At 62.4% G+C, this 23,132-nt stretch carries 18 protein-coding genes and 1 tRNA gene; 12 read left to right on the plus strand and 7 right to left on the minus strand.

Translation table 11 applies throughout. The features are described 5' to 3' along the window. Nucleotides 1–45 precede the first annotated feature (45 nt). Genes LB556_RS06625 through LB556_RS06635 form a run of 3 tightly spaced genes read left to right on the plus strand, consistent with a single transcriptional unit; the run spans nucleotide 46 to nucleotide 3,689 of the window. The gene (locus tag LB556_RS06625) at nucleotides 46–636 is read left to right on the plus strand and encodes a DUF4145 domain-containing protein (protein WP_224565312.1); all 591 of its coding nucleotides are present in this window, start codon (nucleotides 46–48) and stop codon (nucleotides 634–636) included. Next, the gene (gene pheT, locus LB556_RS06630) at nucleotides 633–3,041 is read left to right on the plus strand and encodes a phenylalanine--tRNA ligase subunit beta (RefSeq protein WP_224565314.1); all 2,409 of its coding nucleotides are present in this window, start codon (nucleotides 633–635) and stop codon (nucleotides 3,039–3,041) included. Before LB556_RS06625 ends, pheT begins: the two co-directional genes overlap by 4 nt. A gap of 45 nt (nucleotides 3,042–3,086) precedes the next feature. Beyond that, nucleotides 3,087–3,689 (plus strand): nucleotidyltransferase family protein, encoded by a 603-nt coding sequence (locus LB556_RS06635; RefSeq protein ID WP_224565317.1) that lies wholly within the window; start codon nucleotides 3,087–3,089, stop codon nucleotides 3,687–3,689. A 109-nt stretch (nucleotides 3,690–3,798) separates the two neighbouring features. Here LB556_RS06635 and LB556_RS06640 read toward each other — a convergent pair whose 3' ends face one another. Continuing rightward, on the minus strand, nucleotides 3,799–4,794 hold the full coding sequence (locus tag LB556_RS06640; RefSeq protein ID WP_224565319.1) for an aldo/keto reductase: 996 nt from the start codon (nucleotides 4,792–4,794) through the stop codon (nucleotides 3,799–3,801). Between the two features lie 96 nt (nucleotides 4,795–4,890). Between LB556_RS06640 and LB556_RS06645 the strand changes: the two genes are divergently transcribed. The 5 genes from LB556_RS06645 to LB556_RS06665 all read left to right on the plus strand — a co-directional run bounded on the left by LB556_RS06645 (nucleotide 4,891) and on the right by LB556_RS06665 (nucleotide 9,885). Continuing rightward, the gene (locus tag LB556_RS06645) at nucleotides 4,891–5,781 is read left to right on the plus strand and encodes a LysR family transcriptional regulator (RefSeq protein ID WP_224565321.1); all 891 of its coding nucleotides are present in this window, start codon (nucleotides 4,891–4,893) and stop codon (nucleotides 5,779–5,781) included. A 53-nt stretch (nucleotides 5,782–5,834) separates the two neighbouring features. Further along, the gene (locus LB556_RS06650) at nucleotides 5,835–6,404 is read left to right on the plus strand and encodes a cytochrome b (protein WP_224565934.1); all 570 of its coding nucleotides are present in this window, start codon (nucleotides 5,835–5,837) and stop codon (nucleotides 6,402–6,404) included. A 68-nt stretch (nucleotides 6,405–6,472) separates the two neighbouring features. Beyond that, entirely contained in the window at nucleotides 6,473–7,048 is a 576-nt protein-coding gene (locus tag LB556_RS06655) for a YceI family protein (RefSeq protein WP_224565323.1), read from the plus strand. A gap of 113 nt (nucleotides 7,049–7,161) precedes the next feature. Continuing rightward, the gene (locus LB556_RS06660) at nucleotides 7,162–8,148 is read left to right on the plus strand and encodes a Gfo/Idh/MocA family protein (RefSeq protein WP_224565936.1); all 987 of its coding nucleotides are present in this window, start codon (nucleotides 7,162–7,164) and stop codon (nucleotides 8,146–8,148) included. Between the two features lie 78 nt (nucleotides 8,149–8,226). Beyond that, nucleotides 8,227–9,885, plus strand: a complete 1,659-nt coding sequence (locus tag LB556_RS06665; protein WP_224565325.1) for an FAD-binding dehydrogenase — start codon at nucleotides 8,227–8,229, stop codon at nucleotides 9,883–9,885. 320 nt (nucleotides 9,886–10,205) lie between these two features. Here the strand turns inward: LB556_RS06665 and LB556_RS06670 are convergent, their stop codons facing one another. The 4 genes from LB556_RS06670 to LB556_RS31580 all read right to left on the minus strand — a co-directional run bounded on the left by LB556_RS06670 (nucleotide 10,206) and on the right by LB556_RS31580 (nucleotide 18,515). Further along, nucleotides 10,206–11,546 carry an HlyD family type I secretion periplasmic adaptor subunit gene (locus LB556_RS06670; protein WP_224565327.1) on the minus strand — a complete coding sequence of 447 codons (1,341 nt, stop codon included), beginning with the start codon at nucleotides 11,544–11,546 and terminating at the stop codon, nucleotides 10,206–10,208. 12 nt (nucleotides 11,547–11,558) lie between these two features. Then, on the minus strand, nucleotides 11,559–13,724 hold the full coding sequence (locus LB556_RS06675) for a type I secretion system permease/ATPase (RefSeq protein ID WP_224565329.1): 2,166 nt from the start codon (nucleotides 13,722–13,724) through the stop codon (nucleotides 11,559–11,561). Nucleotides 13,725–14,466: 742 nt separating this feature from the next. Continuing rightward, nucleotides 14,467–16,491 carry a type I secretion protein gene (locus tag LB556_RS06680; protein ID WP_224565331.1) on the minus strand — a complete coding sequence of 675 codons (2,025 nt, stop codon included), beginning with the start codon at nucleotides 16,489–16,491 and terminating at the stop codon, nucleotides 14,467–14,469. Between the two features lie 110 nt (nucleotides 16,492–16,601). Continuing rightward, nucleotides 16,602–18,515, minus strand: coding sequence for a hypothetical protein (locus LB556_RS31580; protein WP_263485124.1), 1,914 nt, complete (start codon nucleotides 18,513–18,515; stop codon nucleotides 16,602–16,604). A gap of 605 nt (nucleotides 18,516–19,120) precedes the next feature. On the opposite strand from LB556_RS31580, the gene LB556_RS06695 reads away from it, so the two are divergent. Continuing rightward, nucleotides 19,121–19,888, plus strand: a complete 768-nt coding sequence (locus LB556_RS06695) for a helix-turn-helix domain-containing protein (protein ID WP_224565338.1) — start codon at nucleotides 19,121–19,123, stop codon at nucleotides 19,886–19,888. A 5-nt stretch (nucleotides 19,889–19,893) separates the two neighbouring features. Beyond that, on the plus strand, nucleotides 19,894–20,376 hold the full coding sequence (locus LB556_RS06700) for a hypothetical protein (RefSeq protein ID WP_224565340.1): 483 nt from the start codon (nucleotides 19,894–19,896) through the stop codon (nucleotides 20,374–20,376). Nucleotides 20,377–20,516: 140 nt separating this feature from the next. On the opposite strand, the gene LB556_RS06705 is transcribed toward LB556_RS06700, so the two are convergent. Next, nucleotides 20,517–20,593 (minus strand) — tRNA-Arg (locus LB556_RS06705). Nucleotides 20,594–20,851: 258 nt separating this feature from the next. Then, the gene (locus LB556_RS06710; RefSeq protein ID WP_224565342.1) at nucleotides 20,852–22,339 is read right to left on the minus strand and encodes an ATP-binding protein; all 1,488 of its coding nucleotides are present in this window, start codon (nucleotides 22,337–22,339) and stop codon (nucleotides 20,852–20,854) included. Between the two features lie 279 nt (nucleotides 22,340–22,618). Here LB556_RS06710 and rpmH point away from each other — a divergent pair, with 279 nt between their 5' ends. After that, complete coding sequence (gene rpmH, locus LB556_RS06715) at nucleotides 22,619–22,753, plus strand: 50S ribosomal protein L34 (protein ID WP_008833937.1); 135 nt, start codon at nucleotides 22,619–22,621, stop codon at nucleotides 22,751–22,753. A gap of 14 nt (nucleotides 22,754–22,767) precedes the next feature. Continuing rightward, complete coding sequence (rnpA, locus tag LB556_RS06720; RefSeq protein ID WP_224565344.1) at nucleotides 22,768–23,121, plus strand: ribonuclease P protein component; 354 nt, start codon at nucleotides 22,768–22,770, stop codon at nucleotides 23,119–23,121. The last annotated feature ends 11 nt before the right edge of the window (nucleotides 23,122–23,132 follow it).

The raw sequence follows: 23,132 nt of genomic DNA on the forward strand, positions 1-23,132 counted from the left end.
CTAGCCGCAGGCGAACGCCACGGAGACGTTCTAAGAGACCCCAGCTTGCAGACATATTTTTGTCAGTGCACTAGCTGCGGGCGCGAATTTCTGCTCGACAGCTACTTCTCTCTGTCGAGTCTTGGTGCGTTGAGCACCTCAGAAGCGCTCGCGGCCGGCCCAGAGTTGGGCAAAAAAATGATGTGGGATGTTTGCTTCCCGGCCGAATACGCTGACTGCCCCGAGGATGTGCCAGACCCAATAAAAGTGTTTTACCTAGAAGCCGTACGGGCGCTTGGTAGCTCATTACCCAATGCAGCCGGTGCGATGTTCAGAAAAACTCTTGAGGCCGCGACTCTCGATCAGAACATCACGTCTCTGCTGAGTTCAATGGCTATCAACGGATACAGCAAGAAAAGCTTGTTCGGCAGGATCGAGGAGCTGAATAAATCGGGAGTTATCTCTCCTGTGATATTCAGATTGGCCGATGCCATTCGGCAAGAGGGGAATGCTGCAGTACATGACACGACGGCGTATTCATTAAGCGAAGCGAAAGCCCTGAAGGCTTTTACTGAATCGGTTCTGATGCAACTTTTCACCATTCCCGCGAAACTGAGTTTAACTCGGGCAGTCGTCAATAAATCGGTGCATCCATGAAATTCACCCTCTCCTGGCTCAAGGATCATCTCGAGACCGATGCTTCGCTGACGGAAATCGTCGAGCGGCTGACCTCGATCGGCCTCGAGGTCGAGCATGTCGACGACAAGGCAGGCCTGAAGCCTTTCGTCATCGCCAAGGTGCTGACTGCGGTGCAGCATCCCGACGCCGACCGGCTGCGGGTGCTGACCGTCGATACCGGCGACGGCAAGCCGCCGGTGCAGGTCGTGTGCGGGGCGCCGAACGCCCGCGCGGGCCTGATCGGCGCCTTCGCCGCGCCCGGCACCTATGTGCCCGGCATCGACGTGACGCTGACAGTCGGCAAGATCAGGGGCGTCGAAAGCCACGGCATGATGTGTTCCGAGCGCGAGCTGGAACTGTCCGACGAGCACAACGGCATCATCGATTTGCCCGAGGATGCGCCGGTCGGCACCAGCTTCGCCGCCTATGCGCATCTCGACGATCCGGTCATCGAGATCAATTTGACGCCGAACCGGCCGGACGCGACCAGCGTCTACGGCATCGCGCGCGACCTTGCCGCAAGCGGGCTCGGCCGGCTCGTGGGTGGCGCGATCATGCCGCATGTCGGCGAGGGGCTGTGCCCGGTGAAGGTTACGATCGAAGCACCGGAACTATGCCCCGGCTTCGCGCTGACGATGGTGAGCGGCGTCAAGAACGGCCCGTCGCCAAAATGGCTGCAGCAGCGGCTGATCGCCATCGGCCTCAGGCCCATCAGCGCGCTGGTCGACATCACCAACTACGTCACTTTCGACCGTGGCCGGCCGCTGCATGTGTTCGATGCAGCGAAGGTATCTGGCAATCTCGTCGTGCGCCGTGCCAGGGACGGCGAGAAGGTGCAGGCGCTCGACGGGCGCGAATACACGCTGACGCCGGAGATGTGCGTGATCGCGGACGACAATGGCGTCGAATCGATCGCCGGCATCATGGGCGGCGAGCATTCCGGCTGCGACGAGAACACCACCGAGGTGCTCATCGAATCGGCGCTCTGGGACCCGATCACCACGGCCCGCACCGGCCGTACGCTCGGCATCATCACCGACGCCCGCTACCGGTTCGAGCGCGGCGTCGATCCCGAATTCATGGTGCCGGGCGTCGAGCTGGCAACCAAGCTGGTGCTCGATTTCTGCGGCGGCACGCCGACGGAAATGGAAGTGGCGGGCTATGCCGGACACAAGCCGAAGGTCGTGTCCTTTCCACTGTCGGAAGTGAAGCGGCTGACCGGCATCGAGGTGCCGAAGGCGGAAAGCCTCGATATCCTGACCCGTCTCGGCTTCCAGCCGCAGGGCTCGGGCGACGTCGTCAAGGTCAAGGTGCCGTCCTGGCGGCCGGACATCGACGGCAAGGCCGACCTTGTCGAGGAGGTGATGCGTATCCACGGCGTCGACAACATCGCGCCGCAGCCGCTCGGGGCGCATGACGTGGTCAACGGCAAGATCCTGACGACGCTGCAGATCCGCACCCGTGCCGCCAAGCGTTCGCTTGCCGTGCGCGGCATGATGGAGGCCGTTACCTGGTCGTTCATTCCGGCCAAACATGCCGAACTGTTCGGCGGCGGCCAGACGGCGCTGAAACTCGCCAACCCCATCGCCGCCGACATGTCCGACATGCGGCCGTCACTGTTGCCGGGGCTGATCACGGCCGCGCAACGCAATGCCGACAAGGGCATCGGCGACGTGGCGCTGTTCGAGGTATCGGGCACCTATGAGGGCGACGGCGCCGACCAGCAGCGGCGCGTGGCCGCCGGCGTGCGGCGCGGCACCGCCAAGCTCGACGGCTCGGGCCGCAACTGGGCGGGCAATTCCGGCCCGGTCGGCGTGTTCGACGCCAAGGCCGATGCGATCGCCGCGCTCGAGGCCTGCGGCGCGCCGGTAGACCGGCTGCAGATCGAGCCCGGCGGTCCGGCCTGGTATCATCCCGGCCGTTCCGGCACGATCAAGCTCGGCCCGAAGACCGTGCTCGGCACGTTCGGCGAATTCCATCCGAAGACGCTGGAAGGGCTCGATGTCTCCGGGCCGCTCTGCGGCTTCGAGGTGTTCGTCGATACCGTGCCCGAGCCGAAAGCCAAGCCGACGAAAACCAAGCCGAAGCTCGAACTCTCCGCCTTCCAGGCGGTGAAGCGCGACTTCGCCTTCGTCGTCGACAGAGCGGTCGAGGCCGGCACACTGGTGCGGGCAGCACTTGCCGCCGACAAGAAGCTGATCACGGCCGTCTCGGTCTTCGACGTCTTCGAAGGGGCGTCGCTCGGCGAGGGCAAGAAGTCGATCGCCATCGAAGTCTCGATCCAGCCGGTCGAGAAGACGCTGACCGATGAGGACTTCGAGGCGCTGGCCAAACGCATCGTCGACAATGTCGGCAAGCAGACAGGCGGCGTGCTGAGGACATAAGGATTTCGGATTGCGGGCGGGCGACGAATCGCTCTCCAAAGGGCGATGGACCATCTCTCCTACTCCGGGCTTCCTTTCGAGACGCAACGCGCGGCGTTTCTCGACATCGTCGCGGCTGATCCGCTGCTGGGCGAAACGCTGGCTCGGGTGCGCGCGTTTGCCTTGCCGGATTGGCTGGTGGTGTCCGGCGCGCTTTACAACAGCGTCTGGAACCATCTGACCGGCAAGCCGACGGGCTACGGCATCAGGGATGTCGACCTGTTCTATTTCGACGGCACAGACCTGTCCTATGAAGCCGAGGACGCTGTCATCCGCCGGGCGGAACGGCATTTCGAGGGGCTGCCGCTGCCGGTCGAAGTGCGCAACCAGGCCCGCGTGCATCTTTGGTACCCGCGGAAGTTCGGGCAGCCCTGCCCGCGCTACACGAGTGCCAGCGAGTCCGTCAGCTATTTCGCCTCGAAGACGCATGCGGTCGGCCTGCGCTACGACGCCGATGGGCAATTGGAACTCGTGGCGCCGTTCGGGCTCGACGATATCTTCTCCCTGCGCATCACCCCGAACCGGGCGATGGATAACCAGCGGACGCATGAAGCGAAGGGCAAGCGGGCGCAAGAGAATTGGCCGGAGATTACGGTTGTGCCGTGGTGAGAGCGCAAAACCGTGTGTCGCGCGACGGCGCCGGCGTCTCACAACGCCGGGTGCCGCCCGGCGCCCAACAAAAAGGGACGCCGAAGCGCCCCTTTCGCCCATTGTGTATTCACCCATTCACCAGCGCCAGCAGTTCCTCGGTGTAACGCTTGCCCATCACCTTGTCGGGCGACAGGGCATCGCCGATTGACGCCACGTCAGTCGCACTCAACTCGATCCCGGCCGCTGCCGTGTTCTGCTCCAGATGGCGGATTTTGCGGGCACCCGGGATCGGCACGATAAAGTCGCCTTGGTGCAGCACCCAGGCCAGCGCCAGCTGCGCAGGGGTGACGCCCTTCTCCGCCGCCATCTTTTCCAGCACGGCGATCACCTGAGCATTGGCGGCCATGGCCTCCGCCTGAAAGCGCGGCAAGGTCCGGCGCCAGTCGCCGTCGTCAAGCGTTTCGGGCTTCGCGATCGTGCCGGTAAGCAGGCCGCGGCCGAGCGGGCTGTAGGGCACGAAGCCGATGCCGAGTTCGCGGCAGACGGCGAAGACCTCGTCTTCCGGATCGCGGCTCCACAGCGAATATTCGCTCTGTACCGCCGCGATCGGGTGCACGGCGTGTGCCCGGCGGATGGTCGCGGCACTTGCCTCCGACAGGCCAAGCGCCCGTACCTTGCCCTCGCGCACCAGCTCGGCCATGGCGCCGACCGTGTCCTCGATCGGTACGTTCGGGTCGACGCGGTGCTGGTAGTAGAGATCGATGACATCCGTGCCGAGCCGCTTCAGCGAGGCCTCGGCGACAGCCTTGACGTGCTCGGGGCGGCTGTCGACGCCGGCCATGCGGTCGATGCCGGTGCCTTCCTCCAGGATCTTGAAGCCGAATTTCGTCGCGATCGTCACCTTGTCGCGGACGGATTTCAGCGCCTTGCCCAGCAGGATCTCGTTCTCATAGGGTCCGTAGACTTCCGCCGTGTCGAAGAAGTTGACGCCGATCTCGGCGGCGCGGTGCAGCGTCGCAATGGCCTCCGCCTCCGGCTGACCACCATACCCAAAACTCATGCCCATGCAGCCAAGGCCGACGGGGAAGACTTCAAGTTCAGTTCCTAGCTTGCGGGTTTTCATCACGCATCTCCTTGTTGTGATGCGACGGATATAACGCCTTGCAGTCTGTTCAATAATCGGCTCTTCTTAGTACAGGTCGTTCTAGAAGATAGATCAATGAACCGAGTACATCTCTCGCAGCTCGCGGTGCTGGCGACCGTTGCCCAATGCGGCAGTTTTCGCGGCGCGGCCAGGGAATTGGCGATCGCGCCTTCGGCGGTGAGCCACGCGGTCTCCAGCCTGGAAGCACGGCTTGGCGTGCGCCTGCTGGCCCGCAGCACGCGCAGCGTGGCGCCGACGGAAGAAGGTGCGCAATTGCTGGAGAGGCTGCGTCCGGCTCTGTCGGAAATCGACCTGGCGCTTAAGACCGCGGTCGAGTCGCGCGACCGGCCGGCCGGAAATCTCAGGCTCAGCGTGCCGCGCACGGCAGCGCATCTGGTGCTGACGCCACGGTTCGGCGCCTTTGCCGCGGCTTACCCAGATATCGTGCTCGAGATCGTCATCGAGGACCGCTTCACCGATGTGGTGGAAGGTGGTTTCGATGCCGGCGTACGGCTTGGCGAGAGCCTGCAGCGCGACATGATCGCGGTGCGCATCGGACCGGATATTCGCGGCGCGGTGGTCGGCGCACCATCCTATTTCGAGGCCATGCCAAGGCCGGGCCACCCGCGCGACCTGGCCGACCATCGCTGCATTCGTTTCCGCTTCTCCAGCGGCATCCTCTACCGCTGGGAGTTCGCGAAGGACGGGGAGGAGATCGAGATCGCCGCGCAAGGGCCGCTGATCCTCGACGAAGACCATCTGATCGCGCAAGCAGCGGTCGACGGCGCCGGCCTTGCCTTCGTCTTCGAGGACTATGTCCGCGCGCCGCTTGCCGACGGCAGGCTGATCCGCGTGCTGGAGGACTGGTGCCCACCCTTCGACGGGTTCTTCGTTTATTATCCCAGCCGCCGCCAGATGCGCCCGGCGCTGAGGGCGTTTGTGGATTTCTTCAAGGTGAGCGGGTAGGCCCCACAGGAGCGAAGGTGGAAGAAATCCACCCAGGCATTCGTTCGCTTTCCATGCAGACGATCACCAACACCGCGACCCGCTATGGCTGGGCAACCATCGTCCTCCACTGGCTGGTGGGGCTCATCTTCATCGGCCAGTTCATGCTCGGCTTCGTCATGGTCAGGACCTCAAGCCAGCGCACCGCCTTCGAGCTGATCCAGCTGCACAAGTCGATTGGTTTCCTGCTGCTGGGGCTCATCATCCTGCGCATCGCCTGGCGGCTCGGCAATGTGGCCCCGCCCCTGCCGCCTTCGGTCGGCGCCCTGGAGCGGCGCACGGCACCGCTCGCCCATTTCGCGCTCTATGTCTTCCAGATCGCCCTGCCTTTGTCCGGCTGGGCGCTGGTGTCGGTTTCAACGCTGGAGATCCCCAGCATGCCGTTCAACCTGTTCGTGATGCCCAACCTGCCGCTCACCGAATCCGACGCCGCCGAAAGTTTTTGGGCGTCGGCACACTGGTATCTCGCCTATGCCGGCATGGGGCTTGTCGCGCTGCATGTCTGCGCGGCCCTGCGCCACCATCTCCTGCTGCGCGACAGCGTGCTCACGCGCATGATCACGCCTTCGTCAGCCGGGGAATAGAAAGGGGCTTGATCTCGTTTGTGAGGTGAGAACGCGAGAGAGCGTTGCTCAAAACAAGGGGTAATCCAATGCATGCGCGAATCCTCGGATTGGCGGCTGTTGCCTGCTGCCTTGCCATGCCTGTCCATGCGGCAGTTGTCCTCGGCGATGCCGCCGGCAGCTACACGATCAGCCAGGCCGGCTCCGCGATCCGCTTCACCATCGGCAAGGCCGGCGGCGGCGGGTTCGACGGCGCCTTCGCCCGTTTCAAGGGCACGATCCGCATCGACAACAATGACGTCGGCCGCTCGAAGGTCGATCTCACCATCTATCCGGAGAGCGTCGGTACCGGCCAAGGCCGCATCGATGCCTTCCTGCGCTCCGACGCGGTGTTCGACGCGGCCAACAGCCCCGAAATCGAGTTCCGTTCGACCAGCGTGACCCGCACCGGCGACGCGACGGCGCTGGTCACCGGCCGGCTGACGGCGCGCGGCAAGACGTTTCCGGAAAAGTTCACCGCCGAGCTCGACGGGTTGAAGGCCGGCACGATCAAATTCCATGTCATCGGCAAGGTGCTGAGGTCCCGCTACGGCATGGATGTCGGCACGCCGCTTTATTCCAACGTCGTCGATTTCGACATGACGCTGACCGGGCGAAGGAGCTAGCGCGGCCTGGTTCCTCGCCCGCCTTCACGGAGGCGAGGAACCGAGCACCCGCATTGGCTTTTCCGTCGATTTCAGGCAAACCTCCTTGCCTGTAACCGACATGGAGAAGCATGATGTTCCGATGGGGTGTGTTGTCGACGGCCAAGATCGGCCGCGAGCAGTTGCTGCCGGCGATCGTCGAGGCGGAGAACGGCGTGCTGGCGGCGATCGCCAGCCGCGACCTGTCGAAGGCCAGGGCATTGGCCGACCGCTTCGGCGCGCGCCATGCCTTCGGTTCTTATGAGGACCTGCTCGCCTCCAATGAGGTCGACGGCGTCTATATCCCCTTGCCGACCTCGCAGCATGTCGAATGGACGGCCAAGGCTATTCAAGCCGGCAAGCATGTGCTGGTCGAAAAACCGCTGGCGCTCGACGCCAACGACATCGCGCCGCTGATCAAGTTGCGCGACGCCAGGAAGGTGCTGGTCTGCGAAGCCTTCATGGTCATCTACCATCCACAGTGGATCAAGGTGCGTGATCTCATCGCCAGCGGCGCCATCGGCCGCCTGCGCCACGTGCAGGGCGCCTTCTCCTACTACAATGTCGATCCCAACAACATGCGCAACAAGCTCGATCTCGGTGGCGGCGCACTGCCCGACATCGGCGTCTACCCGACCGTGTCGACGCGCTTTTCGACCGGCAAGGAACCGCTGCGCGTGCAGGCGACGATCGAGCGCGACAAGACATTCGGCACCGACATCTATTCCTCGATCCGCGCCGATTTCGGCGATTTCGAACTGTCCTTCTACCTGTCGACCCAGATGGCGGCACGCCAGGTGATGGTGTTCCACGGCGAGAAGGGTTTCATCGAAGTGTTCGCGCCCTTCAATGCCGGGCTCTACGACCATCACCGCGTCGAACTGCACAACCAGAACCACACCGAGGCGCAGGTGTTCCGCTTCCCCGGCACGCATCAGTACAGGCTCGAGGTCGAGACCTTCGCGCGGGCAGCACTTGGCGGCAAGGAGCGGGTCTTCACCCTGGAAGAATCCGTGCTCAACCAGAAAGTCATCGACGCCATCTTCCGCGCTGGCGACAAAGGCGGCTGGGAGAACGTCTGAGACTTTGTTTGACGCGATTCCGGACGGAACACCGCTTGCACCTGGAATTGCGTTAGCCGGCTAATTCTGGGAGGAAAGATGGCTGACGACGCGGACGTGATCATTGTCGGCGCCGGCCTGGCCGGGCTGGTTGCCGCCGCCGAGCTTGCCGAGGCCGGCAAGAAAATCATCATCGTCGACCAGGAGCCGGAGCAGTCGCTGGGCGGCCAGGCGTTCTGGTCGTTCGGCGGACTTTTCCTCGTCGATTCACCGGAGCAGCGGCGCATGCGCATCCGCGACTCCCATGATCTTGCGCTCGAGGACTGGATGGGCACCGCCGCCTTCGACCGGCCAGAGGATTTCTGGCCGCGCAAATGGGCGGAGGCCTATGTCGGTTTCGCCGCCGGCGAAAAGCGCTCCTGGCTGATGGAGCGCGGGCTGAAATTCTTTCCTGTCGTCGGCTGGGCCGAACGCGGCGGCGGCAATGCCATCGGCCACGGCAATTCGGTGCCGCGCTTCCACATCACCTGGGGTACCGGTCCCGGCGTGCTCGAACCTTTCGTGCTGCGTGTGCGCGAGGCGCAAAAGCGTGGATTGATCGCCTTCAGGTTCCGTCACCGGGTCAACGGGCTGACGCGGACGGGTGCGGCCGTGACCGGCGTACAGGGCGACATCCTGCAGCCGAGCACTGTCGAGCGCGGCCACAAGAGCTCGCGTGAAGCGTCAGGCGATTTCGCGTTGCGGGCGCAGGCGGTCATTGTCGCCTCCGGCGGCATCGGCGCCAATCATCAACTTGTCCGCGAGAACTGGCCGAGGCGACTGGGCAACGCACCGAAGCGCATGATCACAGGCGTGCCGGACCATGTCGACGGCCGCATGCTGGCCATCACGGAGCGGGCCGGCGGCTCGGTCATCAACCGCGACCGCATGTGGCACTATGTCGAGGGCATCAAGAACTGGGCGCCGATCTGGACCGGCCATGCGATCCGCATCCTGCCCGGCCCGTCCTCGTTGTGGCTCGATGCCAGGGGAAAACGCCTGCCGGTGCCGCTCTATCCCGGTTTCGACACGCTGGGCACGCTCAGCCACATCATGAGTACCGGCTTCGACTATTCCTGGTTCATCCTGACGAAGAAAATCATCCAGAAGGAATTCGCGCTGTCGGGCTCGGAACAGAACCCCGATTTGACGGGGAAAAGCTGGCGCCAGGTGCTCGACCGTGCCACGTCGGGCATTCCCGGCCCGGTCAAGGCGTTCATGGAAAAGGGCGAGGACTTCATCGTCGAGGCCGGATTGCCTGATCTGGTCGCCCGCATGAACGCGCTGGCCGGCGGCGAGCCGCTGCTCAACGTGGCAGAGGTCGAGCGCGAGATTCGCGCCCGCGACAGACAGCTCGACAATCCGTTCTCCAAGGACATGCAGATCACCGCTCTGCGCGGTGCCCGCGCCTATCTCGGCGACAGGCTGATCCGGACCGCCAGGCCGCACAAGATGCTCGACCCGGCGAACGGGCCGCTGATCGCGGTGCGCCTCAACATCCTGACCCGCAAGACGCTGGGCGGCCTGCACACCGATCTCGACAGCCGCGTGCTCGGTCCCGACGGCCAGCCGGTGCCGGGCCTCTATGCGGCGGGCGAAGCCGCCGGTTTCGGCGGCGGCGGTCTGCACGGCTATGCCGCGCTCGAAGGCACGTTCCTGGGCGGTTGCATTTTCTCTGGCCGCAGCGCGGGAAGGGCGGCGGCACGCTCGGTGGGGTGAGGCGTAGCGCATGCCGGCCGGCCCGAGCCGTTGCCACCGACGAACCGCATTAAAAGGAGGGATTTGAGCCTGTGGCTCCCACCTTCGGTCGAGCAATACGCAAGCGAAAAATCGCGCTCCTAGAGGTGTATTCCGAGGACCTTCCAAAGCGTCTGATGATCTGCAAGCAGATGAGGGTTGATGGACAAGCACGTGGTAGACTGAAAGATTGCGCAGACTTACTGCAACTGCACTCCACCTTGAAAAGCATGTTGTGCCGGGTCGCCTTGCCCAGACGTCGAGCCGCACAATTCCCCGAACATTTTCCGTCGTCTAAAATCTCATTGCTCCATGAAGGCTCTCGCCATGCTGTCGGCGATCGGCTTGGTCAGATAGCTGAAGAATGTCCGTGGATGCTCCTGCACCATTATTTCGGCCGGCATGCCTGGCGTTGGCGAAAAACCGTACACCTTTGCCAATTCGCTCGCCGGCAGGCGCACACGGGCCAAATAGACTTCCTTCGGAACAGGGCCTTGCATTTCGGGCAACGCATCGGCCGAGACATAGTAGACTTCGCCCTCCAGCACCGGCGTCGTGCGTCGGTTAAGCGCGGTCAGCCGTATCGAAGCCTTCTGCCCGACCTTGACGTTGTCGATGTCGGTGCGTGGCACCTGTGCCTCGATCACCAAAGGCACGTCGGAGGGCAGTATCTCGAGGATGGCTTTGCCGCTTTCAATGACGCCGCCAGCGGTGTGGTAGTACATGCGGATGATCGTGCCGGGCACGGGAGCGTCGATGATCACGCGGCGAAGCACATTTTCCGCCTCCCGCGACTGTTCCCGCACTGTGTCCAATTCCGCTTCGAGGCTCTGCAATTCCTGGAGAGCCGCCTGTCGATAGGCGTCTTTCGTCTGCGTGATCTGCTGCTCGAACCTTACGATCTCCTCGCGGTTTTCCGCGACTTCGGCGACCATTTTGCCGATCTGGCCTTCGGCATCCGCCATTGTCCGCTGGATCGCCTTCACTTCGGTTCCGCGGATCAGCCCCTGATCGAGAAGCTTTTGCTTACCCTGATATTCGTCCTTCAGGAATTGCAACTGGCGCCGCATGGACGAGGCCTGTTCATTTATGCCTTCGTTGCGGAATTCCATAGCCTTTTTATTTTGATCGAAGAGCGCGATATCGCTGTCGCGCTTGCTTTCGGCCACGCTGAAATTGAGCGCTTGGCTTTCCAGGATCGGTGAGACTTCCGGGTCGAAGCGGTTGTCAAGGATAATCGTCGGAAACTCAATCCTACCGCTGCCTTGCACCTCGGCGTTCAAACGGGCCGATATGGCTTCGAGCCGCGCCATCTTTAGAAACAATTGCCGCGCGCTGGTCTGGGCGGCCGTTTCGTCGAGCTTGATAAGCGGCTGGCCGCGTGTGACATGGTCACCTTCGCTGACCAGGATTTCCTTGATGATGCCGCCTTCAAGATGCTGGATGATCTTGTTTTGCCCAGTCGCAACAAAGCTACCTTGAGCGATGATGGCTGATGCCAATGGCGCCGTGGAAGCCCAGGTGCCGAAGCCGCCGAAGGTTACCGCAATCAACAGCAGGCCGAACGCGGTCTGCTTCCAGATCGATCGCGGTACTTCGGAGTACCACTGGATGTCGTGAACTTTCGCGATATCGGCTGTCATTTTCCGCGCCCGCTATTGGATTTGATGACCGAACGAGCCACCTTCGATGCTCAAGCCCCGGTTCGCCAGGGCCTGCAGCACGTCTTGGCGCATGCCAAACAGCGCGACGGTGCCGTTGGCGAGCAGCAGGATCTTGTCGACGGTCTTCAGCAGCGACGGCCGCTGCGTGATGGTGATGACGGTGATCTTGTTTTCCTTGGCGTGCTGAAGCGCGCGCTCGAGCGCTGCGTCGCCCGCCATATCAAGATTCGAGTTCGGCTCGTCGAGCACCACCAGGCGCGGATTGCCGAAGAACGCGCGCGCCAGTGCGACGCGCTGCTTCTGTCCGCCCGAAAGCGGTGCCCCGTCGGCGGCAACGAAAGTCTCATAACCGTGCGGAAGCGTGGAGATCATCTCATGGACGTCCGCCAGTTCCGCCGCCTGATAGATTTCCGCATCCGTCACGTCGTCGCGCATGCGGGCGATGTTAGCCTTGATCGATGCGGGAAACAGCTGAACGTCTTGCGGCAGGTAGCCGATGTTCTCGCCGAATTGGCGTGGATCCCAATTGCGCAGGTCCATCAGGTCCAGTCGGACGTTGCCTGATGTCGGCAGGATGGAGCCGACCAGCATCTTGCCGAGCGTCGTCTTGCCTGCGCCCGAATTGCCGATGATCGCCAGCGAGTCGCCCGGCGCGAGCGCGAAGGAAATGCCGTTCAGCACGACGCGCTTGGTTCCTTGCGGCACAAAGAGCAGGCGTTCGACATCGAGGCGGCCCTCGGGGCGGGGCAGGTTCAGCCGTTCGAAATTGAGCGGCGAGGTCTGCAGCAGCGATACTATGCGGCCATAGGCGGCGCGGACATGAACGACGTGGTTCCAGCCCTCGATCGCGCCTTCGATGGGACCCAGCGCCCGGCCCGCGATGATCGACGCGGCGATGACCATGCCGCCCGTCAGTTGACCTTCGATCGACAGATGCGCGCCCCAGCCGAGCATCGTGACCTGGGTCAGGAGCCTCACACCCTTCGACAGGGAAGCAAAGACGATGTTGCGGTCCTGCGCTATCACCTGTGCGCGAAGGGAGTTCGCAGTGTCCTTCCCCCAGATTTTCACCGCCTCGGGTATCATCGCGAGCGCGTTGATGATCTGGGAATTGCGCGCCATCGAATCGAGATGGATGTTGGCCTTGCTCTGGTGTGCATTTGCCTCGCTGAAAGCACCGGCGGTCGCCCGCTGGTTGATGAGGGTAATGACGAGCAAGAGCAAAGCCGAGGTGACGACGATGAAGCCCTGGTGGGGGTGGATGAGAAACACTGCCAGCATCATTATCGGCGCCATTGGAGCGTCGAGGAACGACAGCAACGTGCCGGATGTCAGGAAAGTTCTGAGCTGCTGAAGGTCGCCCAGGACCTGATATTCCTTTCCGTTGCTGTTGAGGGAGGCCCTGGCCGCGGCGCTGAGGATCGGCGCCCCCAATTGTGCCGCGACCTCGACCGCGGTCCGCATCAGGATGAAGCGGCGAAGCGCATCGAACATCGACTGCAGGACCACCGCGCCGACGATCACCACCGTCAGCATGATCAGCGTGTCGGGGGATCGGCTGGTAAGAACGCGATCGGAAATCTGGAACAGATAGATCGGGATCGCGAGGACGAGCACGTTGCACGCCACCGTGAACATCATCACGATGAGCAGGTTTCTCTTGACCGCTCCCATTCCGGCTTTGAGGGCGGCGCCGAAATCGACCGGGCCGAGCCGCTTGTGGAAGGCTCCGCCTCCGCCTCCGCCGCCGCGCCGGCCATTGTCGTCGACGCCCCCTGGTGGGGAACCCCCTTGGTGCGGCTCCTTGGCCTTTATCGGACCAGTGTCGCCTTCGATGGTGATAGTGCCCGGCGCCTTGGGCACGTCCTTCATCTCGGGTGCGGATGACTGCCCTGGATTGTCCGGCGCGGCCTTGGCCTGCGGTTCGTGGGTCCGCTGGGGTTCAGGCTGTGGCCTTGGCGATCCAAGGTCGGCCGGAGAGCTTTGCTTTTCGACAGCCAGCACTCCCTTGGGGGTGGGTTCGGCAGCCCGCAGTTCCGGTTTTGCAGCCGCGGGTGAAGTTGGAACGCCCGGATTCTCGATCGTCGAAGCTGCACTTTGCTCCTGGGCCGTCGGTTCAGCTTGGGATTCTGATGTAGCCGGCGGCGGTCCGGGCATCCCCGTTGAACCCGCCTTGGTGGCATCGAGCGTGGCGCTCCGGCCTTGCTGCGGAGGCGGCTCCGGCCTAGATGGCTGGCGCTGCGCCGTGAGTTCAGCGACGGGCGGGGATTTAGGGGCTGGCGCAAAAGCCGGGCCACGCGCTGCATCGGCACGCATCTCACTGGACAGGTTCGGCAGCGCCGCCGCTCGCGGTACCGACTGCCGAACCGAATGCGCTCTTTCCTCGGGTCGCTTCTCGTGCGGGGCCGGGCCGACAGTATCGGCCACTGGCCTTGTGGCAACCTTCGGGTTCGCGGCTGGATCGGCCATCCCGGCTTGATTGAGCTGACCTGCGCTCGGCGCTGGCGCGGGTTGCGCGAACGCGACTGAAGTTGCAGCCGTTGCCGTTGATCGAGCGACTTTGACATCGGAAGCAACGGCTGCCGGTCGAGCCTGCTCAGCTGCGGGCCGTGCATGGCCAGGTGCGGCTCCAACTGCCTCGGCGACAGGCCGGCGCTGGCCGGTCTTCATCTCCGGGCCAGCCGTAATCTCATGCAATTCACCGACGACTTTGTCGATTGCGTCCATGGTCTGGTCGATTGCCCGCTCATGGTGCTGCAAGGCCTTCGAGAGGGTCTTGCAAGATGGGGAGGCACTGGACGATCCCTGGTCTTCCTCTTGCACCGCTGCCTCGAGGTCTTCGGAAAACTTGTCCCAACACAGGTCCCGATCGTCGGTCATCACATCCCCCGATATCTGATCAACCCAATATTGTTTGCATGCCGTCAGCCTGGACGTGGTCCGGCGTCGGTACGATGTGATGGTCTGGCTGCGTAGTGTCATTTGAAGTGTCGTCGGTCAGGAAGGCGACCGCTTCATTGGCCAGAGCGTCAGGATTATGTTCGCCGAGATTTGGCTCGCTTGAAACAAGGTTTGCCTGGATCAGGATCTCATCGGAATAGTGCTGGCCGCCGACATAGGTCTTTCCAGTTCCGTCAACGTCGACGATGCCGGCGAAGTTGGCCACCTGGTTGCCGCCGGTAGTGATTGTCCAATGCGCCTCGGGATGGGCAATGACTTGGTTCATCGCCAGAACGACCTGATCACTGTCGCCAAGCATGTTGGTCTGGGAGACATACTGGATATTGATCAGGTCGCCCGAGACGTAGAGAACCCGCAAGGCACCGGTACCGGCGAAGGCTGGATCGTGCAGGATATCGCCGGGGTTAGCATCCTTGCCTGCCGCCAGATCCTGGGCCGCCTTCAGGTAAGAGTCCGGCAGCGAATCGAATTGTTTTCCACCGACGTTGATGATGGTGGCGCCGTTCCAAAGCAGGTTGCCGGCAGTCGAACACGACGCTTCACCGGACGTCTGGAATCCATCCACCGTGCCGATAAGGTCGTTGCTGACCATGATGTTCAACTGGTGGATGATGTTCGCGTCATAGATATGGCCACCGATGATAATCACGTCGTAGTTGTAGCTCAATTCACTCAGCGAAACGTCGTTTACCTCCGTGTTCCCCCCAGTGCTGACCATGGTCTTGACGCCGGATGAGGACAGGACCGTCGTGTCGTTGTCGGTCATGAAGTTGTACTGCTGGAGCCAGTTCGTGATGACCAGATCGCCGGTGACCTGCGTCACCACCCAGGCGGCGGGAAAGTCGCCGACCGGCGTCGAGGCGGTGCTGTCGGCTGACGGATCGATGTGCTTGAATGTCGCGATGTTGAAGCTCTCGTCAGGGGCATTGCTTAGCTTCCACCCGTTCAGGTTCGAGCTGACCGCCGCGCTGTCGCACCTCTCGTTGATTTGGACGATGGCATTGACTTCATAGACGTTGCCAACAACGGCGATGACTGGCGCTCCGGTCCAGTCATTCGTCAAGACCGCGGAATTCAGCATCGTGTTGCCCCCTGTGTCCACTTCGACGGAGGGAGCCAAAGCGCCGTTACCCTGGGCGGCCATAAAATTGGGAGAATCTGGCGAAACGCTGTAGTCGTCCTTGTTGGCGCCGCCGCCGTTCTGTTCCTTCAGGTAGTTGAGATGATCCTCGAGTTTTGGCGCGGCGTCCTCGCTGACAAGTTGCCCGTTGACGTAGGTTCCTTCGATAGGCCCCGATGCGGCGTCCGGGCGCAGAACGAAAATGTTCGCGTCGGCATTTGGGCTGTCTGGATAGGCCTCGATCTGCTGGCCCGACGCGAGCACGGTGGCTGCCATCTGCGCGTCTGAGCCGGGCATCGCCAGATCGTCGAGCGGAGACAGTTCCGCCGCGCGGGTCGCGAGAAGGGCCAGTTGGCTGCCATCGTCGACCATCGGCGTCAAGGTCAGGCCGTTCCCTCCGGCACCGACATAGTCATTGTCGGACAGGTGGTTCTCCTGGTTGATGTACACCGCGACGGAGCCTGGCGGCTCGACATGCGGCAGGGACACACCGCTGCCGATATCTGGAAGATGAGGATGGTACAAGTGATGGTTGCCTGGGTGTAAATGCCCATGCTGATGGATTGTAGGCGGAGTGAACCAGAAGCTAGAGCCAACCGTCTTCAGCACCAGATCCGGCTTGATGCCCATATACGAAACATGCGGATTGAAATCGTCCAACGTATAGGGCGCCTTGACGGCAACGTTGGTATTGGCAAGGTCGAAAGCATCACCCTTGGCCGCATCGGCGATCTTGAAATCGTCATAGGCCTGTAGCTGCCGTGCGTCCTCGACCGAGATTTCGAACAGACCGATGAAATGCGCGATTGCCTCTGTGATCTTGTCCAGTTGCATGGCGTACACGGAAGCCTCCGCATCTTGAGATCATTCGCGCTCGGTTGTCTCCTGGAAGGACTGCGCGGAGGTTCCGCGCAGTCCGCTGTTCACTGGTCCCTTCGAGATCAGCCGATCAATCATGCACCGGTATGATCAGAAGTGCCTTCACCGGCCACGGTATGATGATAGTCGCCGCCCACCACGGTCTGGGAGACCAGGTTCTCTTGCAGGTTGGCGCCCATCACGATCTGCTGGTTGAACATGCTGGGGGAGATCAGAGCGTCCGCCGAGGCATGGCTGTCGCCAGTCACGTAGCTGTCATGGCCATTGCTCGAGCCCCAAGTCCCGCCGTCGCCGCCAGCACCGCCGTCACCATTGTAGGCATTGCCGCCGGCTCCGCCCTGACCAGCATCGCCGGCCAGGGTCAAGCCACCGTGAGCATCGCCGCCGGTGCCATCTGCCCAGGCGCCGCTCAACGCGTGGCCACCGTCGCCGCCAAGCGCCAATGCCGAGCCGCCGGTGCTTGCGCCGCCGTTCGCATCGCCGCTGGTCGCAGAGCCGCCGGTTCCGTTGCCGCTCGTTCCACCGCCGCCGGTTCCATCGCCGCTCGTTCCGCTGCCGCCGGTTCCGTCACCGCCTGCACCGCCAGCGCCGCCGGTACCCGTGCCTGCGCCATAGCCCGCGCCATAACCCGCACCGAGGGCATCGCCGGCGGTTGCCGTGGAATCGCCGCCGTTCGAATGGGCATTGCCGCCGTCGGCTGTAGTGTTGCCGCCTTGGGCATTGGCACCGCCGCCGCCACCGCCGACGCCGCCGCCCCCGCCACCGGTGGCATCGCCGCCGTTGCCCGTCGAATTGCCGCCGTCGCCATCGGCCAGAATCGGAATCTTGGCGTCGATGCCGTCGCCTGCATGGCTACCGTTACCCCCGGCAACGTCGCCGCCATTGCCGCCGTCGCCCCCGTTGCCGGCATCGGCCTTGGTGTTGCCACCGTCCGCATTCGCGTTGCCGGCGTCAGCCTTGGCATTGCCGCCATCCGCCGACTTGGCATCGCCTCCTTCGGCTGCCCCGAGGCCCAGCCCGAGGCCCAGCCCGAGCCCGAGGCCATCGCCGCCATTGGCGTTGCCGCCATCGCCGCTGCCGCCCTTGGCATCGCCGCTCTCGCCTCCGCCACCCTTAGCGGTGCTCTCGCCCTCGCCGCCCTTGGCGTTGCCGCTGTCGCCGCCGCTGGCCCTGGAGTTGCCTCCGTCGCCCGAGTTATCGCTGCTGCTGGCGCCACCGGCGGCATCGCTCAGCGCAAAGCCGCCCTTGCCGTCGCCGGCTTCGACGTCGCCGGACTTGGCATCGCCGCCATTGCCGCCTTCGCCGCCATTGGCCTTGGCATCGCTGCCGCCGCTGCCGCCGCCGCCGCCGGTCGAAATGCCGTCACCGGCCTTAGATTCGCCAGCCGTGGCGTTGAAGTTGAGGTTGAGCGGACCAGTGTTGCTGACGGTCGCGTTGTCCAGCTTGTCGCTGTCGACCAGCTTGTTGACTTGGTTCACGATGGAGGCGCTGTTGTTCCCGGCGCCAGTCATCGAGCCGTTCAGGATGTCCTTGAAGGTGACCTCGTCGCCGGTATGATAACTGACGTTACCATCCTTGTTGTTGATGATCGTATTGTCCTTGAACTCTCCGCCGTTGTTGATGACGTCGGCGAAATGATTGTCGGTGTTGCCGAGCTGGCCATCGAGATCGACGCCGACCTTGACGTCGACCTTGGTGTCATTGACGTTCTTGTTCTCGTTCGAGTTCTTGGTCTCGTTTTCGTTCTCGTTCGATGCCGTGTTTTCGTTGTTGTTCAAGGCATTGTTTACGTTTCCGTTTTGATTCTCGTTCGTGGCCGTGTTGTCGTTCGTATTTCCGTTGTCGTTCGTGTTTCCGTTGTCGCTCGTGTTGGCGGCGTTGTTGGTGTTGTTGTTGCTGTTCGCGTTAACGCCACTGCCGTCGCCGAATTCGCTATCGACGATTTGCAAACCGAAGGCGTTGATGTTGTTCTTGTCGAGTTCAGACATGATCGTGTCCTCAGTTGAGGCCGCGACTGCCGAACCGCATTCTTCTCTTACGCGGTTTTGGGCCGTACGCGGATGTTGCGTTTAATGCGGTGAATGGATGGTCAGACCGAGGGGAAAGAGGCCCGCAGTCCGATATTTCATCATATTTTGCTTGAGTACCTCCCTTTGACTTCGGGAGAGGCGGCCGAGCCAAGGCCCCAGCCGTCGATCGCCGAACCACTACGGGTTCGGTCGCTCAAACGGGAGAGTCCTGGATACACCCCAATCCCAACATGCGGCCCAGGAAGTCTGCGGCCAGCGGCTGCCGATTGTAAGCTGACAGTTCGAGCTAGCCCGTTCGGGGGGGACGGGTCCCGCAGCCCCAAAAACAACCCGAATCGCGCTGCCGATGGAAGTCGGAGCGCTTCCCAGACATTGCAGCGCGCCTGGGAGAGGGGGATTGGCTATAGCTCATCTGAACTATATCAGCGGGCTCTAACTTGGTGTATAAATCGTTAAGGCTAGGCGTGCCTGGGATGAAATGCCAAAAAAAATTGGAGTAAGGAAAAGAACGAGATCAACAGTCTCAGGCTAGGTTGAGGGTTGCAACCATGTTCGGAGTGAGTATGCGGAGCACCGTAGGTGGCGGTGCCGGGGAGAGTTGGGCGCGCAGAATCCTTCTAACTGTTTTCCCGGCAGACGGCTTTCCGGAATGTCTCGTTTACGCGATCGAGAGAGAATTCCCGTCCGTAGTCGTGGAGCAGACCACAAGTTTGGAGACGGCCTGCACTGTCTTCGATCATCCCGTCTGCCTGATCCTTGTCGATGCCGGACTGCTGGATAAGATCGGTGCGTATGGTGCTGGGCTGATGCAAAATCACCCGGTGGCGCCGATCGTTCTGGCTCAGAACGGTAGTCGCATCCCAGCTTCTATCCAGGATATTCTCGATCTGAAGATCGTGCGCAGCGTCCTGCCCATGGATTTGAAGCTCGACGTCTGGCTCTCGGTGATAGGGCTCATGCTTCGCGGTGGCGAATATTTCCCACCGACGATGTTCCAGTCATACGCCGGGAGTCTTCGGCAAGAGGTTGCGGATTACTCCGCATCTATCGGACAACCGATGGCGGAACGGTCGGACTTCGAGGAAATCGGCGCACTGACGGATCGTGAGTTACAGGTTCTGGAAATGGTGGCTCGTGGGTCGCAGAACAAGATTATCGCCGCGACCCTTCGGCTCTCTGAGCACACTGTCAAGATTCACCTTCACAACATCATCACCAAGCTCGGAGCTCACAACAGGACGGAAGCAGCCGCAGTGTTTCACGCGCACACGGGGTCGTTTTTCGGCAGCTTGGGACGCTCGAAAGCGGGTCTTGACCAATCCTCGCCATGAGAACCATGCCGCGCTTTCAAGAGATTCTGCAGCTGGTCGGTCAGCTGAACTATACGTGGACCAACACTGAAAGCTTGCTGATCTACCTGATTGCGGGTCTGGCCAAGATCGACAAGGAGACAGCGATCATCGTTTTCCTGACCTTGAACACGACCCGGGCGCGTATCGAATTGGTTGAGCGGCTCGCCAAAATGCAAAAGACGCCGCCTGCGTGTCGCGAAGCGGTGCTGACTGTCACCAGCAAGCTGACGCGCCAGGCAAAGCTGCGCAACAAATACAGCCACTGCATCTATTCCTTTGACGAAAGCGGAACGCACGGTAGCACGCAGTTGATGCGTATCGTCGACGGCAAGGACGATGTGAAATACGGCAAGGTCGAAGCGCTCGACGACAAGGAGATTGGCCGAATCCAAGATTCGATCGACAACATCAAGGAAATCAACAAGGATGTTTGGTCGATCGTCATCAACCATTCGTTTCCTAGGTGATGTTCGATGAATGCCATAGGGCGCCGAAAGGCATCGTTTGGCGGCTTAGTTGGTCCATACGCTATGCTGCGATATCGTTCGTGGAAACATCCGTCTTTTCAAACCGGCTGAAAAACCGCAGGGAAATCAGTTGGATGGAATGGCGCGCCCGAAGAGATTCGAACTCCTGACCCCCAGATTCGTAGTCTGGTGCTCTATCCAGCTGAGCTACGGGCGCGCATCAGGCCATGTTTTCAACGGCCTCGCGATCCGGTCCGAAAGACCGGCCGCGAATGTGTGCAGTTCCCTAACGACTGAATTTGCGAAAAGCAAGTCGATCCGGCAAAAGTTTTGTCGCAGGCCTGTCATGCGCCGATGCCGGCCGCGATTCCAGCACTTCGAGCCGCTGCTGGGCCGGGTTCGGTCCGGACGGCGGTCGGGAGCGACCAGCGACAAGCTGGAAGGCAAGCGCCCCTCGGGAAACGGCCCGGAAGCTTCAGGCCGGGCGGCGCAGACTGCCACGGGCATGGTCGAGCCGCACCGGCTGGTCGGGAATGGTGACGGTGAATGTCGTGCGCCCGCCAATCGACTCGACCAATTCCACCGTGCCGCCGTGCGCCCGGATCAGTTCGTGCGCGATCGCCAGGCCAAGGCCGGTGCCGCCGCTGCGCGCGGAGCCGCGGAAGGCCGCGAACAGGTTTTCGCGCGCCTTCGGCGGCAGCCCGGGGCCGGTGTCGGTCACGGCGATGCGGCTGACACTGCCCATGCGCTCGGCGGAAACCGCCAGCCGCCGCACCACGGCGCTCTCGGTGTCGGCCGCCATCGCCTGCACCGAGTTGCGGCAAAGATTGGTGAGCACCCGGAACAGCTGGTCGGAATCGGCGTCCACCTCGAAAGCCATCTCGACGGCGTTGATGAACTCGATGCCCTCCTCGATGTCGAGCAGGCCGTGCACGTCCTCGACCAGCTGCCGCAGCCTCACCCTGCGGCGCGACGGCGGCGGCTCCTGCGTGCGGCCGTAGTGAAGCACGCCCTCCGAATAGGAGACGGCACGGTCGAGCGCGCGCAACAGTTTCGGCGCGAAGGCCTGCACGGTCGGATCCTTGACCTGGCGCAGGCGGTCCGACATCAACTGGGCCGAGGCCAGGATGTTGCGCATGTCGTGGTTGATCTTCGACACGGCGAGGCCGAGGTCGGCAAGATGCTTCTGTTCGGCCAGCATCTTTTGCAGCCGTTCCTGCATCTGCGACAGTTCACGCTCGGCCACCCCGATCTCGTCGGCGCGGTCGGCGGGGTGAATGATCCGCCCGGGATCGTCGGGGGCCTCGGAGAAGGACAGCATCGAGCGCGTCATGGTGCGGATCGGGCCGATCATGATCAGGTCGATCGCGGCATAGACCAGCATGGCCGTGAACAGCGAGATCAGGAGCGAGACGAAGGCAACGTTGCGCGAATAGATGAGCATGGCCTTGCGCAAGGAATAGTCCGGCATGATCAGCTCGAACTCCTTGTCGCTGTCGCCGACCGGTCCGAAAACCCGCAGCATCCTGTCCCCGCCGAAAAACAGCGTGTCCAGCGCGCCGGTCATGCCCTTGACCATGCCGACGCTGGCAAGATCGATGTGCTCGTCCACCTGCGGCGGCATGTCGGCCACCACCAGAAGCCGCGAGACGCCGCCGTCGCGCACCGCGATCGCCTTGGCGCCGATGGCCATCAGCACGTCATTCTGCGCCGTGCGCGACAGCGAGGTCGGTTCGCCCTGCAACAGCACGATCGACACGGCGGCGGCCGTGCTCAGCCTCTCCTTGAGCCAGCTCAGCCTGTAGCTGGCGATCCAGGGCAGGAAGATCAGCACTTCGGCCAGCAGCACGAAAACGATCGTCAGCAGCAGCAGTTTCGTCGACAGTCCGCGCGACAGGGGTACCGTACGGACGGCGGCTGGCGCCGTTCCGGTTCCTTCCCCTGCTTGGCTGGCTTCGCTCATGCGACTCTGTCTTCACAATCACTTGATCAGCCAAGATTAGGCGATTACGGCTTTTTTGCCAATTTCCATCCTCGGTCGGAACATTAAATTTGCGACAGATGGCCTGCCGCCCCGGTCTATCAACGCCGGATTGACTTTAAAAACCCTTCTTTCTATAAGCCCGCTCACGCTCGGGCCATTCGTCCCGGCGCGGTTTCGATCGCGCCAAACCGGCCCGGCAAAGCTCCTGTTACAAAGTGACAGAATCAAGAAGGGCCGCACCCCGCGGTATTAAAACAAATGAAGCGTACCTACCAACCGTCCAAACTCGTCCGCAAACGCCGGCATGGCTTCCGTGCCCGCATGGCCACCAAGGGTGGCCGTGGCGTCGTCGCAGCTCGCCGCAACCGCGGCCGCAAGCGGCTCAGCGCCTAAGCGAGACGAGATCGTTGCCCGCAACCGGCAAGCCAGTGGGGCAAAATCCCAAGCGGCTTCTGAAACGCGCGGAATTCCTGGCCGTCCGTCGTGGTGAAAAGCGACGCGGGCGGTTTTTCCTCGTCGAGGTCCTCGACCGCGGCGATGGCGGGGTGCCGCGCGTCGGCTACACAGTCACCAAGAAGGTCGGCAACGCCGTTGTGCGCAACCGTGTCAAGCGGCGGCTGAAAGAAGCCGTCCGCGTCCATGCGGCCGATGACATGATGCCCGGCAATGATTATGTCATCGTCGGGCGCGATGATGCGCTGCGCGCCCCCTTCGGCCAGTTGAAGGCCGAACTCTCCCGCAGACTTCGCGGAACACGATAGGCCAAGGGCTC

The organism is Mesorhizobium sp. ES1-4 (genome assembly GCF_020164745.1).
In the GTDB taxonomy this organism is placed as follows: domain Bacteria; phylum Pseudomonadota; class Alphaproteobacteria; order Rhizobiales; family Rhizobiaceae; genus Mesorhizobium.